Raw genomic sequence first — 16,833 nt, 5'->3', positions numbered from 1 at the left:
AGCGCATGCGGAAAGTAGTTATTGCGGGAAACTGGAAAATGAATAAAACATTAGCAGAAGCAACTGATTTTATGGATGCTGTGATTCCAAAAGCTCCAGGCGGGAATACAGAAGCAATTGTTTGTGCACCTTTCGTACATTTACCTGCTCTTGTTGAAAAAGCAAAAGGGTCCAATGTAAAAGTTGCTGCTCAAAACATGCACTTTGAAGAATCAGGTGCTTTTACTGGGGAAGTGAGCCCAGTTATGTTAACAGATATCGGTGTAACGCATGTCGTTATTGGACACTCCGAGCGTCGTGAGTATTATGCAGAAACAGACGAATCTGTTAACCAAAAAACAAAAGCTGCCTTTGCACATGGCTTAACTCCAATTGTTTGTGTAGGTGAAACGTTAGAACAGCGCGAAGCAAACGAAACAATGAATGTTGTCGGCGGCCAGGTGAAAAAAGCATTAGCAGGATTATCGGATGAACAGGTAACACAGACGATTATTGCTTATGAACCAATTTGGGCAATCGGAACAGGGAAAACAGCTTCCAGTGAAGATGCCAATGAAGTTTGTGCAAAAACACGTAAGGTAATTGCAGAAGTTACTTCCGGAGACATTGCTGATCAAGTTGTTATTCAATACGGCGGAAGCGTTAAGCCGGCGAACATTGATGAGTTGCTTTCTCAATCAGATATTGACGGCGCACTAGTCGGCGGCGCAAGCTTAGAGCCTGAATCATTTGTTCAATTAGTGGAGGCAGGTACAAAATGAGTCAAGATAAATTAGCTGCATTAATTATTCTGGATGGCTTTGCGATCCGCGATGAAGAAAAAGGAAATGCAGTCAAGCAAGCAAACACACCGAATTTTGATCGCTATTGGAATGCTTATGCCCATAACCAGTTGACAGCGTCTGGAAATGCTGTTGGCCTGCCAGAGGGGCAAATGGGTAATTCTGAAGTGGGTCACTTAAATATTGGAGCAGGCCGCATTGTTTATCAAAGCTTGACACGTGTGAATCTGTCGATTGAAGAAGGCGACTTTTTTGAGGTAGAAGAGCTTGTGAATGCTGTAAAACATGCGAAAGAAAAGGGCAAAGCATTGCATCTTTTCGGTCTGTTATCTGATGGCGGTGTACACAGCCACATCAACCACCTGTTTGCGTTATTAAAAATGGCAAAACAGTATGATTTAGAAGAAGTATATGTACATGCATTTTTAGACGGACGTGATGTTGGTCCGCAAACTGCCGGTGAATATCTGCAGCAGACAGAGGATAAAATGAAAGAGCTTGGCGTAGGTAAAATTGCAACGGTATCCGGTCGTTATTATTCCATGGACCGTGATAAGCGCTGGGATCGTGTGAAAAAAGCATATGATGCTATGGTTTATGGCGAAGGACCTTCTTATCATAGTGCTGCAGAAGTGGTTGAAGACAGCTACAAGAACGAAATCTATGATGAATTTGTTATTCCGTCTGTGATTACAGATGAAAATGACAAGCCTGTGGCAACAATTCAGGACGAAGACGCGATTGTCTTTTACAATTTCCGTCCTGACCGTGCAATTCAAGTTTCCAGAACGTTTGCGAATGAGGATTTCCGAGATTTCGACCGCGGCGAGAGCGCTCCGAAAAATCTTGAATTCGTCATGATGACCAACTTCAGTGAAACGGTAGATGGCCATGTTGCATATAAACCAGTTAATCTCGACAATACCGTTGGGGAGGTTCTGGAACAGAATAAGCTTAACCAATTACGTATTGCCGAAACAGAAAAATATCCGCATGTTACCTTCTTTATGAGCGGCGGACGTGAAAAAGAATTTGAAGGCGAAAAACGGATTCTGATTGATTCGCCCAAAGTAGCAACCTATGATTTGCAGCCAGAAATGAGCGCTTATGAAGTAACAGATGCTTTATTAAAAGAACTGGATGCTGGAACCCAAAACGCCATTCTTTTAAACTTTGCAAACCCGGATATGGTTGGACATTCCGGAATGCTGCAGCCAACCATCGATGCGATTGAAGCAGTAGACGAATGTCTGGGTAAAATCGTTGATAAAATTACAGAGTTAGGCGGACATGCGATTATTACCGCTGACCACGGGAACTCTGATGAGGTTATCACCTTGGAAGATCAACCGATGACTGCTCACACAACCAACCCGGTTCCTGTTATCGTGACAAAAGATGACGTAACATTGCGGGATGGCGGTATTCTTGCCGATTTAGCACCAACCTTATTAGATTTACTTGATGTAGAGAAACCGGAAGAAATGACTGGTTCATCCTTAATTAAAAAATAAAAATAAATGTTATTAAAGGAGAGAAAATAATGCCATATATTACTGACGTATACGCAAGAGAAGTATTAGACTCAAGAGGTAACCCGACTATTGAGGTAGAAATTTTCACAGAATCTGGAGCTTTTGGCTCTGCAATCGTACCAAGCGGTGCTTCTACAGGGGAATATGAAGCGGTAGAACTTCGCGATGGCGATAAAGATCGTTATTTAGGAAAAGGCGTTGAAAAAGCGGTTGAAAACGTTAATGAAATCATCGCTCCTGAATTAATCGGTTTAGATGCAACACGTCAAAACATCATTGATGCATTAATGATCGATTTAGATGGTACAGAAAATAAAGGGAAATTAGGTGCAAATGCTATCCTGGGCGTATCGATGGCAGCAGCTCGTGCAGCAGCGAATCACCTGGAAGTGCCTTTATACAACTATCTTGGCGGATTCAATGCCAAAACGCTTCCAACACCAATGATGAACATCTTAAACGGTGGAGAGCATGCGGATAACAACGTGGATATCCAAGAATTCATGATTATGCCTGTAGGCGCTGATTCTTTCAAAGAAGCATTGCGCACTGGTGCTGAAATCTTCCACGCATTGAAAAAAGTATTAGGATCTAAAGGCTACAATACAGCTGTTGGGGACGAAGGCGGATTTGCTCCAAACCTTGGTTCCAACGAAGAAGCACTTCAAACCATTGTAGAAGCAATTGAAGCTGCCGGCTACAAACCAGGCGAAGAAGTGAAACTTGCAATGGACGTAGCTGCTTCTGAAATCTACAACGATGGTAAATACAACCTTAAAGGAGAAGGCGTGGTACGTACTTCGGAAGAAATGGTTGACTGGTATGAAGAAATGATTTCAAAATACCCAATCATCTCAATTGAAGATGGTTTAGATGAAAACGACTGGGACGGCTTCAAAGTATTAACAGACCGTCTTGGTGATAAAGTACAGCTTGTAGGTGACGACCTATTTGTTACAAACACTGCTAAACTTTCCAGAGGTATCGAGCAAGGCATCGGCAACTCAATCCTTGTTAAAGTGAACCAAATCGGTACACTTACGGAAACATTTGAAGCAATCGAAATGGCGAAACGCGCTGGCTACACAGCTGTTATCTCTCACCGCTCTGGTGAAACAGAAGATACAACCATCGCTGATATCGCAGTTGCAACAAATGCCGGTCAAATCAAAACAGGAGCTCCATCCCGTACAGACCGCGTAGCAAAATACAACCAGTTACTTCGCATTGAAGATGAACTAGCTGGCATGGGCGAGTATGGCGGATTGACTTCTTTCTATAACTTGGCTGATAAATAATAAATCAGTTTACATGCAGAACCCTCTGTTTACGATGATAAATTCATTGTAGGCAGGGGGTTTTTATTGTGTTGAAAATTCGGGTATACATAGAGTAGCAAGGGTATGAAGTTAGCGTTTCGTATAAATAAATTTATTTAAAATTTGAAAACAAAGGAGGTATAACTTGCGTGAGCCCAAGTCCAGGTTAAATAAGTTATTTGATATTATCTTATTACTGGCAATCGTTGTAACAGTCATTATGTGGATATTTAATTTATCTTTTTCTTTACCGACTACCTTCGATAAGGTGGTTGAGGATAACGCGGGAACTACCGTAAATGACATTGAAAAAATAGAGATTGAAATGACTGGTGAAATACCAGAAGATTTTAATAATCTATCGGATTATATCCCTCCAGAGGATGAGAGAAGATTTGTGATGGAAGGGTCTGAGCAAATAAGCAAATATATTAATAGCGATTACAGGATATATCAGATAAATAGTGTAGATAGGGTGAAAGATGACAAAGAAAACGATTATCTGATAGAGGTAGAATTAAGAAATGGGGACAGTTTATCCTATACAGTAGGAAAAGGCTATGTGATTGACAATGAAGGCGTTCCTTATGAGGTTTTAGATGATAAAAATGCATTATACAGAAACGTAATATCGTTATTTGAACACTAAAAACTTATAGGAATCAGCACGGTTATCACGAATAAAAGCAGCTATTCTCTAAAAGGGTTCAAAAGAATAACTGCCTTATTTTAGTCATTTACGGTAAAAAGGTTTATGTTTAAGAAAAAATCTTTCCTGGATTTAAAATCCCTTTAGGGTCATAAAGCTGCTTCGTGCGCCGCATCATTTCTAAAGCGGTGCCGTGCTCCGCTTCCTGAAATTTCTTCTTGCCAAGACCAACTCCATGTTCACCAGTACAGGTTCCGCCTGATTCAATGGCCAGCTTGACAATGGCATCATTGGTTTGCTCTGCCAATGCTTGTTCTCCATCTGCATTTGGATTAAACATAATGCTGGTATGGAAATTACCATCTCCAATATGCCCCCAGATTGCTCCTTTTAATCCACTTGTATCCATGCTGTGACGGGTGAAAGAAACAAGCTTTGGGAGCTGAGAAATAGGAACACATACATCTCCGCCAATTTCCTTTAATTCTTTTAAATGTTGAAAGGAAACAGCTAATTTTACCCGCGCTTCCCAAAGCTTCTCTTTCTCGATCGGATCACTTGCTGCTGCCCAGTCCTCGCAGCCAAGCTCATGCATGATTTCGGAAGCGAGCTTTACCTCTTCCGCAACCGTATTTTTTGGCCCGGCAAACTCTAAAAATAAAGAATGGTTTACAGGGAAATCAAGTCCGCATTGCTCATTGATGATACCGATGCTGACAGAATCTATCAATTCCATCCGCATAACCGGGATGCCTTTTAATTGTATGGTTTGCGCTGCAATCGCACATAGCTCCGGTGTTTCAAAGGTACATCTTGCTACGGTTGAATATTCCGGGATGCCATAGAGTTTTAAGGTGATTTCTGTAATAATCCCCAATGTGCCTTCTGAGCCGGCAAAAAGGCTGGTTAAATGATACCCGGAAGAGGATTTTTTTGCTTTTGTTCCGGTATGAAAGGTCATTCCATCAGCCAGTACCACCTCTAAATCCAGTAATTGATCTCTCATTACCCCGTATCGTACAGCTCTGGTTCCGCTCGCATTTGTAGCTGCCATGCCGCCGATGGTTGCATCGTAATCAGGACCTCCTGCAAAAAATAATCCTTGCTGACGGACAAACTGATTCAATTCACTTTTCATCAATCCCGGCTGTACGGTAATACGCATATCCTCTGGAGAAAAGTCCAAAATCTGATTCATGTTTCGAAAATCGAGACTGATTCCTTTTTGTACAGGAATAGCCTGTCCTTCCAAACCGGAGCCTGCCCCATAGGCGGTCACAGCTATCTGATATTTGGAAGCGATACGAAGGATCATTTGTATATCTTTCTTTGATTCCGGAAAACATACCACATCCGGGGTCACTGCTTCATGAATCGATTCATCCTTGCTGTGCTTTTTTAATTCGGATTCCTGCTGCGTTACTTTTTCCCTGCCTAATTGTTCGTAAAGTTTTTCAACATATAACAAAATCTATCCACCTGCCAGTTGTTCACTAAAAATTAATAAATCATATGTGCGATTAAAGCAATAATCGGTAATGACATAAGGGTACGTTCAATAAAAATAACGAGTAAGTGCCATAATTTAACCGGTATTTTTGAAATCAGCAACAGGGTGCCCATCTCTGTTAAATAAATGATTTGAACTAACGATAAAGCACCAATCACAAATCGTGTTATCTCGGCTTCAATTCCAGAGGCCAGCACAGCTGGTAAAAACATATCAATAAAGCCAATAATGGATGCTGGTGCAGCAGCTGCCGCTTCAGGAATCTGCAATAGATATAAAAGCGGAATCATCGGCTGGGAAATCCAATGGAAAACAGGTGTGAATTCAGCAATAATAAGAGCTATGGTTCCAATCGCCATGACTTGCGGCAATAAAACGAAAATAATTCCCAGAAATATTTCAGAGCCCTGCTTTAATTGATCTGTTAACGTGCCTGCTTTTTTTGCTCTTCTGACAGCCTGATCAACTCCCCATTTAAGCGGGGAAGTGTTTGCTGGAATTTCTTCTTGGAAATGACTTTCTTTATAATACGTATCCGGAATTCTGGAAACAGGCGGAATTCTCGGAATAATGATGGCACTTACGACTCCTGCAATGACAATCGTTAAATAAAAGACAGGAAACATATGTCCAACATTCAGCATATTCGCGATGACGAGACAGAATGGCAGAGAGACGGTTGAGAAGCAGGTTGTAATTGCTGCTGCTTCACGTCCTGTATAAAATCCATCCTGATATTGCTCTCTTGTAAGAACAACTCCAACATTGACATTTCCGACCCATGACGCCAATAAATCAATGGCAGAACGGCCCGGCAGTGTAAATAATGGTTTAATGACTTTCCGAAGTAATGTCCCTACAAATTCCATCGCCCCAAAATTAATGAGATAAGGCAAGAGATAGGAGGCTACAAAAAACCAGACAATCAAGGTTGTCAATAATCCGAACATCACTTGCCCGGTAATTTCGGAATGGATAAATGTAATCCCGGCTCCGAAGAATGTCATCACAGCGAAAATAGTTCCGAGCACTCGGACAACCATCCAGAAAAAAGATACATTAAATAAGGATGAAAGAAACTCTGAATTTACGATAAATGCTGGCTTTAGCAGCATTGCAATGAGCGTAAGAACAGTAGAAATAACCATTGTAAATGTAATGATACCAGGCAGGAGGTTCTCCAGCTGTTCAATAAGAAATTCAGTTATAATGCCCAGCGGTATATTAAACGTATCTCCATCGACGATGGGAAAAAGAAATATAAAAATACCAAATAAGGAGGGCAGCAAAAATTTCAGGAAATCTTTTTTGGAATGTTTTTCGGACACGGTATGCTCTTCTGTTTGTTCACTATTATGGTTCAATGGTCTACCTCCTTATAAAAACGTGAGCTTATTTTTCGTTTTGAACAGCAGTCAATGCCTCTTCAAGTACTTTTATTCCTTCATCTACTTGTGCTTTTGTTACCGTTAATGGAGGAATCATCCGGATAATTTCCCCGGCATTTCCGCATAAATAGAAGAGAACACCTTTCTCTAGACAGCTGTTTAATACATTCATCACGGCTTCTCCGTCAGGTTCACCGGTTTCTGCATCTTTTAGCGCAATTCCAATCATTAATCCAACACCGCGAACATCATGAATAATCGAAAATTTATCTTTTAACTGTATCAGCTGGTTAAGGGCGTAATCCCCGACAGTACGTGCATTTTCAAGAAGTTTTTCTTCCTTGATGACTTCAATGGATGCCCGTGCTGCTGCGCAGGCGATAGGATTTCCGCCGAAAGTCGTTGCGTGGGACCCCATTGGCCATTGGTCCATTAATTCCTTGGAAGCAATTGTTACGCCAAGCGGCATCCCTGCTGCAATTCCTTTTGCAACAGCCATGATATCTGGTGTCACGTCAAAGGTTTGGGCTGCAAACCAGTTTCCTGTCCTGCCAAACCCGGTCTGTACTTCATCAAAAATTAATAAAATCCCATGCCGGTCACAAATCTCCCGCATTTTCTTCAGCCATGATTTAGGCGGGATAACATAGCCGCCTTCACCTAACACAGGCTCTACAATCATACAGGCAACTTCTTCCGGGTCAACCTGATGACGGAATAAATTCGCTGCTTCTTTTTCAAGCTTTTCTGCAAAAAATACCTCCGGATCTTCCCCGGCCGGACAGTCTTCCGAATGTGCGTATGGAAGCTGGTAAGTTAACCAGGAAGGCTGAAGGTGTTTTCTATATTTACTTTTAGAGGTAGAAACACTGAGTGAGCCGATGGTCCGTCCGTGGAATCCGCCTGTGAAAGAAATTACATAAGGACGATTAGATACATGCTTTGCGAGTTTTAGGGCTCCCTCAATTGCTTCTGTTCCGCTATTTCCAAAAAAGAAATTATCCAGCTTGGGCGGAAGTATTTCCTGAAGCTCTTCTGCCAATTTTAAAATAGATTCATAGATAATCACGCCGGATGGTCCATGAATCAAATGATCCGCGCTGTCTTTGATAGCCTGCACGACTTTGGGGTGACGGTGTCCAACATTTTCAACAGCGATCCCTGAAGTGAAATCTAAGTATTTTTTGCCGTCTGTCCCATAGTAATAACAGCCCTCTGCCTTTACAACAGGCAAGTTAGGATGGTCTTTTGCCATACTCGGAGCAAGGAAGTTTCCAATCGAATCAACTAAATGCTCCCAATCTTTTTGGTTTCTTTCCATTTTAAATCCTCCATTTCATTACATTGCGATAAAACGAAACTTCATTCAGTGGGAGTTTTCGCCCTTCTCCCGCTGAATGATTAGTTAAGTGATTCAGGGAGTTAGCGCCCGTTATCTCCCGCCTAAATAAATTTATTTTCGCTCTTTATTTTGAGGCGGGAGTTTTACGGGCGGTTCTCCGTGATAAAACAATTATTGCATAAGATGTATGATAAATATACATTATTATAAAAGACATAAAATATAATTTATCTAAGCTGTTTATAGTTATTTTTAAGGTTAGATGAAAAATAGCTTCGGTTAATTATAATACGTATTGTATAAATATACAATACGTATTTAATGGTTTTTTGAAAGAGAATAAAGGGGATATTATATCGGGCATTTGAGTAATAGAGATTCAACGATTCAGTATAGTTATTTCACTGCTTTAATCAATGTCCATCTGTCTTTTTCAACAACTTCTTCCATATCATCCCCAATCGAATAATCGATATAATCGCTTAAATACTGCAGCTCCTCATCTGATAATTCATGTAAAATACTTCGTCCCGTTCTGGATTGAATATCAGCGAGAAGTGCTCGTTTGTTTGGATATGTTTTTCTAATCTCCCAGAGGCGATGCGCTGTTATCTCTTTAAAACCAGCCTGTTGAAGACTTATTTTTATATCATCACTGGAGTATCTCCGTTTCTTTTCAAATTCTCTTAATTTCGGAAAAGCTTCAAAAAAGTATCCGCGGATGTGCTCTTTACTCCCTTCCAGTAAACAATCGTCCAATGTCCGGTCTTGAATAAGATAATAGCCATTGCTGTTTAATACCCTGTATGCTTCTGCAAATACGGAATCAAGATTTTTAAGATGATGGACCAATGCTCTGCTTAGTATCAAATCAACACTTTCCGATTCCAGGCCGGTTTTGTCTGCCAGCCCAAGCTGAAAAGAAATATTCGGGTACCTGCTGCAGTCTTTCTTCGCACCTTCTAATATTGGCTTGGAAGAATCGATGGCTAGGATAGATGGTATCCCGATAGCAGCTAAAGCTCTTGAATAAATTCCGCCTCCGCAGCCTATGTCCGCAGCATGGTGAATGGATGAAATATCAATGAGTTCTCTGATTTTTTCTTTCCACGCTGCATCCGCGTCCCGGCCAGTATAGCTGTACATATTATCTTTACTGTGAAAATCCAAAGCATTCCCTCCTTGAATGGTGTTGTTATCATTCATTATAGTCTTCTTTGTTATCTGTGGATAATCGTGTTTTTTAATCAAAGGAGATAAGAAAATATGATAGGAAATAGACTTAGATGGTAAAATAGAAGAAATAAATAGGATGAAAAGGATGGGAATCAATGAATGAACGTTATCAGATCAGTCATCAAACACCAGCAGTCGAAGCATTTAATGAGCTTCGTGTCGAGGCTGGATTAAGCAATAAAGAAAAAGCAGCGATTGAAATTGGGCTTCCTAATACGTTATTTGCTGTATCCATCTATGACGGTGATACGTTGATTGGGATGGGCAGAGTAGTGGGAGATGGGGGAATTGTTTTTCACGTAGTAGATATCGTGGTCAAACCAAGCTATCAGGGACAAGGGCTTGGAAAGGTCATTATGCAGGAGATTATGGCTTATTTAGATAACCATACCTACAAAGGCTCTTATGTCAGCTTGATTGCAGATATTCCCGCTGATAAATTATATGAACAGTTCGGCTTTCGTCATACGGCCCCGAATTCTGCGGGAATGGCGCGGATGTATTAATAAAAAACCCTGATTATTGTTGTGCAAACAATAATCAGGGTTTTTCAGTATACTTATTTATTAATCGTCTTCTCCGCTAATGCAACCACTTCTTCTGCAGTGCTTAAGGAAAGGAATTCATCTTTAAGTGCTGCAAGCTCTTTTTTGTTCAAGCTAAGAATCTGAGTTCTTGCCGGTAAGATAGAAGTTGCGCTCATGCTGAATTCATCCAGTCCAAGAGCAAGAAGCAATGGAATAGCAGTAGAATCTCCTGCCATTTCACCGCACATGCCTGCCCATTTGCCTTCTGCGTGAGCAGCTTCGATGACATTGTTTACCAGATTAAGGATAGCTGGGTGATATGGCTGATACAGATAAGAAACCTGTTCATTCATACGGTCAGCAGCCATCGTATATTGGATTAAGTCATTTGTTCCGATACTGAAGAAATCGACTTCCTTCGCAAATTGTTTTGCAATCACTGCAGTAGATGGAATTTCTACCATGATTCCTACTTCAATGTTGTCGGAAACTTTAACGCCATCTTTTTTAAGATTGTCTGTTTCTTCTAGCAATAACGCTTTTGCCTGACGGAATTCTTCCAATGTAGCAATCATCGGGAACATGATTTTCAGGTTGCCGTAAGCACTCGCACGCAGTAATGCACGTAATTGCGGGCGGAAGACATGTTCATTTTCCAGACAGAAACGAATTGCACGGAATCCTAAGAACGGGTTCATTTCATGCGGCATATCTAAGTAGCTGATTTCCTTATCGCCGCCGACATCAAGTGTTCTTACAACGACAGGCTTGTCTCCCATTTTTTCTAATACAGCTTTATAAGCTTCAAATTGAACATCTTCGGAAGGCAATTCAGAGTTACCCATATAAAGGAATTCGGTACGATAAAGTCCGACGCCCTCGCCGCCATTATTAAGAACACCTTCTACATCATTCGGTGTACCGATGTTTGCAGCAAGCTCAACTTGTTCACCGTCTGCAGAGAAAGTAGGCTCATCCTTTAATTTTGCCCATTCTTCCTGCTGCTTAGCAAATGCAGCTTGTTTCGCTTCATATACTTTAATCTCTTCTTCTGTCGGATTGATGATAACTGTACCTTCAATGCCATCGACAATAATCTGGTCGTCCTTTTTCACAGCGCCGGTAATTTCTTTTGTACCTACCACAGCAGGAATTTCTAAGGAGCGGGCCATGATAGCAGAGTGAGAAGTTCTGCCGCCGATATCGGTTGCAAACCCTTTTACAAATTCACGGTTTAACTGAGCGGTGTCAGATGGTGTTAAATCTCTTGCGATAACAATCACTTGCTCATCAATTAAAGCAGGGTCCGGGAAGGTAACCTGAAGCAGGTGAGACATGACACGTTTGGTTACATCATGGATATCTGCTGCACGTTCGCGCATATATTCGTTATCCATGGCTTTAAACATGTCGATAAACATCGTAGCAACTTCGTCCAAGGCAGCTTCTGCGTTTACTTTATCATCGTTGATTTTATCTTTAATCGGATTAATCAGCTCTGGGTCTCCTAATACAAGCAAATGCGCAGAGAAAATTTCTGCATGCTCTTCCCCGAGTTCTTTTAATGTATGTGCTTTGATTTTTTCCAGTTCCTGTCTAGAAACTTCTAATGCGCTTTCAAGACGCTCAATCTCTTGTCCTGGATTATCAATAGACGTTTTTTCAAAATTTAAATCCGGGTCTTTCAGTTCGTATACTTTCGCAATGGCAATTCCACTAGATGCAGCAATTCCATTCAATTTTTTCATTATGAGAGCATCCTTTCTTTAATAAAACTATCTTATTAATTATAACATATCTATACTAAATTAGCGTGGGCTGACGTGCAAGTTTAAAGGGTTTTCTTCAATTGTTAAAATCAATATAATCCGTTATTTTTTACCAGCATTCTTCAGCCAATCTCCGATAAACGCATATACTTCCTCCCGGCAGGTATCATTTAATAATTCATGCTTTCCACCCTCGTAAACCTGAACGACAATATTCTCCAGGCCATTTTTTTGAAAGAGAGAAGCTGTTTTCCATACTCCCTTTCCATATTGACCAATAGGATCCTCGTCACCGCTGATAAGGAGAAGCGGAAGATTTTTACGTATGTTTTGATTGAGACTTTGCTTTCTGGTCTGATAGATACCTTCCAATAAATCATAGAAGAAACGGGCTGTCGGAATAAAGCCGGTATAGGAGTCTGCTTCATAAGCGTCTGCATATGCTTTTTCTCTTGTAAGCCATTCGTGTTTGTAATGCTTATCCTGTTTCATACTGTTCCCTAAAACGAGCTGATTCATGAGAGGAGAAGGTTTCCTTGACGGCAGGAGGGATGCTGCTGTTTTTCCTGCGGTGGCAAGAAGTCTGGAATAATGTCCTGTACCGGTTAATATTAATCCATCCATTTCATTACTATAATGCTGAATGAAATTCCGCATTAAAAAAGAACCCATGCTATGCCCCAAGAAGTAATAGGGAAGATGAGGAAAAGCTTTTTTTCCATATTGCATGATTTCATACAAATCTGTCACGACGCGCTGAAAACCATTTTTCTCTGTAAAGTAGCCTTGTATTCCTAAATCACCTGTTTTCCCATGTCCGCGATGGTCATTGCCGATCACGATGTAACCTAAAGAAGTGCAGCAGGAAGCGAAATCATGATAGCGTTCAATATGTTCCACCATGCCGTGGGCAATCTGCAGGATGCCAACAGGTCTTCTTTCCGGAAGCCATTGTTTGATATAGATGCGGGTTCCGTCAGACACTGTCAGCCAATCTGTTTTCATCTCCATGTTTTCTTCCCCCTTGGTATCATTAATCACGATGCTTTTTTATTTACGCGGGACTGCTACATTCATTATACGTTGAAGACGGGTTGTTGGACAAATTCAAATAAGGGATGAATCACGAGGGGTGTATAGTAAAGAAGTATTTCACAAATCAATCTTGCACAACAAATTCAAAGTATGATAAAGTATAAGATAGGGATTGTCGGAACATAGGAGGAGTATGAAAACATGTTGTTAACTGTGGTTAATGTGATATTAGTAATTGACGTTATCGTGATGATTGCACTTGTCTTATTGCAGTCTGGAAAAAGCGCTGGTCTTTCAGGAGCGATTTCCGGCGGTGCAGAGCAGTTATTTGGAAAACAGAAAGCACGCGGAATTGATTTGGTGCTTCATCGTATGACAATTGTTACAGCGGTGCTGTTCTTTTTATTAGCTTTCTTGGCAGCGTACGTATTACAATAAATGATATTCCTTATCACAGTAGTGTGGTAAGGTTTTTTTATTTTCGCTTTTCATAATACAGGGTATACTAGAAATGAATTGGGAAAAATGATTTCCCACAATTTAACGGACAGTTTTATTTTTCAAGAAGATGAAAGGAATGGATGATTGTGAAAATAAAGTTACCACAGCCGTTTACATTTGAAGCAGGAGAACGTGCTGTATTATTACTGCATGGATTTACCGGACACTCTGCAGATGTCCGCATGCTTGGGCGTTTTCTAGAAAAGAAAGGCTACACAAGCCATGCGCCGATTTATCGCGGACATGGACTGCCGCCGGAGGAATTGATCAAAAGTAATCCGGATCAATGGTGGGCAGATGTGAAAGCTGCTTTTAACCATCTGAAGGAACTTGGATATCAGGAAATTGCAGTTGCCGGTCTGTCTCTTGGAGGCGTATTAGGTTTAAAACTTGCCTATTCGGAGAAAATTAAAGGTATGGTATCCATGTGTGCTCCAATGTTTTTTGATAATGAGGAAGAACTGACCAAAGGATTCCGGGAATTCTCTAAAGAGTTTAAACAGCTGGAACAAAAGGACGAAGCGGTTATAAAAGAAGAAGTTGATACGATTATGGATAATTCCAAGAACCTCTTTATCGGTGTCAGGGACACAGTGAAGGAAGTAAAATCAAATATTGATATGATTTACACACCTACCTTAGTCGTACAGGCTGAAAAAGATCAAATGATTAATACAGACAGTGCGAATTATATTTATGACAATGTCGAATCCACACAAAAAGAAATCAAATGGTATGCTAATTCAGGCCACGTGATTACAATGGATAAAGAAAAAGATCAGCTTCACGAAGATATTTATGCGTTTTTAGAGAGCCTGGATTGGGAAGTATAAAGTAGAAAGATGGAAAGATAAACAGAAAGAAGGTGAACGTTATGAAAGAACGCATTTTAGATTATATTAAAGAGAACAGCACGAAACCCTTGTCTGTCCAAGAATTAGAAGAGGCGCTGGCTTTAGAAAACGCAGAGGCGTTTAAGGAGCTGGTTGTCGCTTTAAATGAACTGGAATTAGAGGGAGACCTTGTCCGTACCAGAAAAAATCGATTTGGACTGCCGGATAAAATGAATTTGGTCAAAGGAACTCTCCAAATGCATGCCAAGGGCTTTGCTTTTCTGATTCCGGAAGATGAAGACCAAACAGATGTGTATATCCATGCAAATGATATGGGCTCTGCCATGAATAAGGATAAAGTGCTCGTCCCCCTGGAAAAAAAGGATACGGAGGACACGCGCCCAGAAGGAAAGGTTATTCGTATTCTGGAACGTGCAGTCGTCACCGTAGTCGGTACATTTGAAGATAATCGTTCCTTTGGATTTGTTATCGCGGATGACAAGCGGATTCCAAATGATATTTTTATTTCTAAAGGACATACCCATGGAGCGATTGACGGTCATAAAGTACTCGCCCGCATTACCAAATATCCGGAGGGAAGAAAAAGTGCAGAAGGAGAAATTATCCAGATTCTTGGTCATAAAAATGATCCGGGAATTGATATTCTCTCCATTATTTATAAGCATGGAATCCCGATTGATTTTCCAGAAGAAGTTATCGAGCAGGCAAATAAAGTTCCTGAAGAAATTGACCCAGATGATATCCAAGGGAGAAAGGATCTGCGTGATGAGGTCGTCGTTACGATTGACGGCGCAGATGCCAAGGACTTAGATGATGCGGTAAGCGTCAAACGTCTTGAGAATGGAAATTACCAGCTTGGAGTCTATATTGCTGATGTCAGTCATTATGTGGAAGAAGGTACGCCACTGGATAAGGAAGCCTTTGAGCGGGGAACAAGTGTTTATTTAGTTGACCGTGTGATTCCGATGATTCCTCACCGCTTATCAAATGGGATATGCTCGCTTAATCCCCAGGTGGACAGACTGACACTTGGCTGTCAGATGGAAATCAATACGAGCGGACAAGTCGTTAACCATGAAATTTTCCAAAGTGTGATTAATTCAAATGAACGAATGACTTATTCGGATGTGAACAAGATTTTAGTCGACAAGGACGAAGAGCTGCGCCAAAAATATGAGCCGCTTGTTCCAATGTTTGAGAATATGGAAGAGCTGGCAGCTATTTTACGCGGGAAACGCTTTGGACGCGGCGCCATTGACTTTGATTTTAAAGAAGCAAAGGTGCTTGTCGATGAAAAAGGCCATCCAACCGATGTGGTTATTCGTGAGCGCTCTGTCGGAGAAAAATTAATTGAAGAATTTATGCTGGCAGCGAATGAAACAATTGCAGAGCATTTCCATTGGATGGATGTCCCATTTATCCACCGTATCCATGAGGAGCCGGATGAAGGGAAGCTGGAGAAATTCTATGAATTCTTAGCTGGTCTGGGCATTTCTGTCAAAGGAACGGCTAACGAGGTTCATCCGCAGCAGCTGCAAAAGGTATTAGAATCAATTAAAGATGACCCTGAGGAAATGATTGTATCTAAATTAATGCTGCGTTCGATGCAGCAGGCAAAATATTCTCCGCAAAGTGTGGGTCACTTTGGCCTGGCAACGGATTTTTATACCCATTTCACGTCGCCAATCCGTCGTTACCCAGATTTGATTGTGCACCGGTTAATCCGCACTTATTTGATTGAGAAGAAAATCGATAAGAAAACGATGATGCACTGGAAGGACAGAATGCCGGAAATCGCCCGTCATACTTCTGAAATGGAACGCCGGGCAGTCGATGCAGAGCGTGATACCGATAATATGAAGAAAGCAGAATTTATGAAAGATAAAATCGGCGAAGAATTTACTGGTATTATCAGCTCGGTAACGAATTTTGGCATGTTTGTGGAACTGGAAAATACGGTAGAAGGACTGGTTCATGTCAGCTATTTGACAGATGATTATTATCATTATGATGAACGCAGTCAGGCGATGATCGGCGAGCGGACGGCCAAAGTATTCCGCGTCGGCGATGAGGTCGATATTAAAGTGGCTGATGTAAACTTAGAAGAATACACGGTCGACTTCGAATTGACATCCTTAGGTTCTCCGCGCCGGAAGGAAAGAAAGCAGAAGCCCGCAGGAAGAGTTATCCAATCTCCTGGAAAGAACAACGAAAAATCCAAAAGCAAGCCAAAGGGCAAAGGCAAAGCAAAACCCAAAAACAAGAAAAAGAATAAACCGAAACGATAGAATCTCTTTCAGGAGATTTTATCGTTTTTTTCGCACAGCGATAGAAACGTTTTAATTATGTGAAAGCTTTGAGATAAGGCGTATTTTTTGGTAAACTA

14 protein-coding genes are annotated in these 16,833 nt (G+C 41.1%); 8 read left to right on the top strand and 6 right to left on the bottom strand.

From position 1 onward, the window contains the following. The first annotated feature begins 5 nt into the window (after window positions 1–5). The 4 genes from tpiA to MKY45_RS18060 all read left to right on the top strand — a co-directional run bounded on the left by tpiA (window position 6) and on the right by MKY45_RS18060 (window position 4,285). Window positions 6–761 (top strand): triose-phosphate isomerase, encoded by a 756-nt coding sequence (gene tpiA, locus MKY45_RS18075; protein WP_042530413.1) that lies wholly within the window; start codon window positions 6–8, stop codon window positions 759–761. Beyond that, window positions 758–2,296, top strand: a complete 1,539-nt coding sequence (gene gpmI, locus MKY45_RS18070; RefSeq protein WP_042530415.1) for a 2,3-bisphosphoglycerate-independent phosphoglycerate mutase — start codon at window positions 758–760, stop codon at window positions 2,294–2,296. Before tpiA ends, gpmI begins: the two co-directional genes overlap by 4 nt. 29 nt (window positions 2,297–2,325) lie before the next feature. Beyond that, on the top strand, window positions 2,326–3,615 hold the full coding sequence (gene eno, locus MKY45_RS18065; protein WP_042530417.1) for a phosphopyruvate hydratase: 1,290 nt from the start codon (window positions 2,326–2,328) through the stop codon (window positions 3,613–3,615). Window positions 3,616–3,781: 166 nt separating this feature from the next. Further along, on the top strand, window positions 3,782–4,285 hold the full coding sequence (locus MKY45_RS18060; RefSeq protein ID WP_341173218.1) for a hypothetical protein: 504 nt from the start codon (window positions 3,782–3,784) through the stop codon (window positions 4,283–4,285). Between the two features lie 109 nt (window positions 4,286–4,394). On the opposite strand, the gene MKY45_RS18055 is transcribed toward MKY45_RS18060, so the two are convergent. The 4 genes from MKY45_RS18055 to MKY45_RS18040 form a co-directional block, all read right to left on the bottom strand. Next, complete coding sequence (locus MKY45_RS18055; protein WP_289584403.1) at window positions 4,395–5,753, bottom strand: FAD-binding oxidoreductase; 1,359 nt, start codon at window positions 5,751–5,753, stop codon at window positions 4,395–4,397. Between the two features lie 32 nt (window positions 5,754–5,785). After that, a complete protein-coding gene (locus MKY45_RS18050; protein WP_341173217.1) occupies window positions 5,786–7,159 on the bottom strand; it encodes a YjiH family protein in 1,374 nt (457 codons plus the stop codon). Between the two features lie 28 nt (window positions 7,160–7,187). Continuing rightward, entirely contained in the window at window positions 7,188–8,504 is a 1,317-nt protein-coding gene (locus tag MKY45_RS18045; protein ID WP_341173216.1) for an aspartate aminotransferase family protein, read from the bottom strand. Window positions 8,505–8,921: 417 nt separating this feature from the next. After that, window positions 8,922–9,695 carry a class I SAM-dependent methyltransferase gene (locus MKY45_RS18040; RefSeq protein WP_244882334.1) on the bottom strand — a complete coding sequence of 258 codons (774 nt, stop codon included), beginning with the start codon at window positions 9,693–9,695 and terminating at the stop codon, window positions 8,922–8,924. A 161-nt stretch (window positions 9,696–9,856) separates the two neighbouring features. Between MKY45_RS18040 and MKY45_RS18035 the strand changes: the two genes are divergently transcribed. Further along, window positions 9,857–10,267 carry a GNAT family N-acetyltransferase gene (locus MKY45_RS18035; RefSeq protein ID WP_042530430.1) on the top strand — a complete coding sequence of 137 codons (411 nt, stop codon included), beginning with the start codon at window positions 9,857–9,859 and terminating at the stop codon, window positions 10,265–10,267. 53 nt (window positions 10,268–10,320) lie between these two features. Here the strand turns inward: MKY45_RS18035 and ptsP are convergent, their stop codons facing one another. Both ptsP and MKY45_RS18025 read right to left on the bottom strand, forming a co-directional pair. Next, on the bottom strand, window positions 10,321–12,036 hold the full coding sequence (gene ptsP / locus MKY45_RS18030; RefSeq protein WP_193063389.1) for a phosphoenolpyruvate--protein phosphotransferase: 1,716 nt from the start codon (window positions 12,034–12,036) through the stop codon (window positions 10,321–10,323). A gap of 123 nt (window positions 12,037–12,159) precedes the next feature. Beyond that, entirely contained in the window at window positions 12,160–13,068 is a 909-nt protein-coding gene (locus tag MKY45_RS18025) for an alpha/beta hydrolase (RefSeq protein ID WP_341173215.1), read from the bottom strand. Window positions 13,069–13,293: 225 nt separating this feature from the next. Here MKY45_RS18025 and secG point away from each other — a divergent pair, with 225 nt between their 5' ends. The 3 genes from secG to rnr all read left to right on the top strand — a co-directional run bounded on the left by secG (window position 13,294) and on the right by rnr (window position 16,735). After that, entirely contained in the window at window positions 13,294–13,530 is a 237-nt protein-coding gene (gene secG / locus MKY45_RS18020) for a preprotein translocase subunit SecG (RefSeq protein ID WP_374705727.1), read from the top strand. A 149-nt stretch (window positions 13,531–13,679) separates the two neighbouring features. Then, window positions 13,680–14,426, top strand: coding sequence for an alpha/beta hydrolase (locus tag MKY45_RS18015; RefSeq protein WP_193063393.1), 747 nt, complete (start codon window positions 13,680–13,682; stop codon window positions 14,424–14,426). Between the two features lie 41 nt (window positions 14,427–14,467). Further along, window positions 14,468–16,735: a ribonuclease R gene (gene rnr / locus MKY45_RS18010; protein ID WP_341173214.1), complete on the top strand. Its 2,268-nt coding sequence runs from the start codon at window positions 14,468–14,470 to the stop codon at window positions 16,733–16,735. Window positions 16,736–16,833: the final 98 nt, after the last annotated feature.

Origin of the sequence: Oceanobacillus sp. FSL K6-0251, from assembly GCF_038004725.1 — a bacterium.
Lineage (GTDB): Bacteria > Bacillota > Bacilli > Bacillales > Amphibacillaceae > Oceanobacillus > Oceanobacillus oncorhynchi.
The sequence above is the reverse complement of the archived record's forward strand: the minus strand, read 5'-3'. Positions and strand labels throughout refer to the sequence as shown.